Source organism: Flavicella sediminum, assembly GCF_006381105.1.
Taxonomy (GTDB): Bacteria; Bacteroidota; Bacteroidia; order Flavobacteriales; family Flavobacteriaceae; genus Flavicella; species Flavicella sediminum.
Genome location: NZ_VDET01000073.1, coordinates 1 through 835 on the forward strand (window position 1 = coordinate 1; position 835 = coordinate 835).

1 protein-coding gene, 1 tRNA gene and 1 pseudogene are annotated in these 835 nt (G+C 35.8%); 1 reads left to right on the top strand and 2 read right to left on the bottom strand.

The window, feature by feature from the left end; genetic code table 11:
• A tRNA-Phe gene (locus FGM02_RS17965) sits at positions 1-73 on the top strand.
• A gap of 153 nt (positions 74-226) precedes the next feature.
• Here the strand turns inward: FGM02_RS17965 and FGM02_RS17970 are convergent.
• On the bottom strand, positions 227-568 hold the full coding sequence (locus FGM02_RS17970; RefSeq protein ID WP_139955980.1) for an L-rhamnose mutarotase: 342 nt from the start codon (positions 566-568) through the stop codon (positions 227-229).
• A gap of 5 nt (positions 569-573) precedes the next feature.
• Positions 574-835 (bottom strand): annotated as a pseudogene (locus FGM02_RS17975) (L-fucose:H+ symporter permease); the annotation flags it as partial.

The window sequence follows — 835 nt, forward strand, 5'->3', positions numbered from 1 at the left end:
GGTGCCTTAGCTCAGTTGGTAGAGCAATGGACTGAAAATCCATGTGTCCCTGGTTCGATTCCTGGAGGCACCACTTAAAAACCGTAAAGATGTATTTCTTTACGGTTTTTTTATGCTTCAAACTTTCAACTCACTAATTCTCTATAGGAACTCCTCCTATGCACTTCATAAAAAAAGCCAGACGCTAGTCTGACTTTTTTATTCTTATTTATAATTTTAAATTGAATTACAATTGAAACACTTGCTCCAAAGCAATCCATTTTTCACCATCCTTTGCCCAAGGCAATTCTTGCTGGTAATTCCACATAAGGTTTTCCCACTCCTGTACTTTAGGATTGTTGGCATCCATTTCTGCTTTCTTTGCAGGATCGAAAGTTTCATCTACTTCCATAATCATAAACATACGATTTCCTGTTAGGTAAATTTGCATATCTACAATTCCGGCATCTTTGATGCTTTTTGTAATTTCTGGCCATGCATTTCCGGCAGCATGGTATGCTTTATATTCTGCTATTAGTTTAGAATCATCTTTTAAATCGCAAGAATAACAATATCTTTTCGTACTCATAATTATTAGTTATTAGATTTTTTTAATGTTGCATAACCATAATGTGCTACTACCGCCAAACAAATCATAGGCAATACAAATGAAAAATTCACTTCAGGTATAAATCCTAATATTTGCTCATCTGCAAATCCAGGTCCACCCCAATCTAAAATACTTCCTTGCACAACTGGCATAAAAGCTCCACCTACAATGGCCATTACCAAACCAGCCGAACCAATTTTAGCTTCATCACCCATATTTTTCAATGCAATTCCATAAATTGTTGGA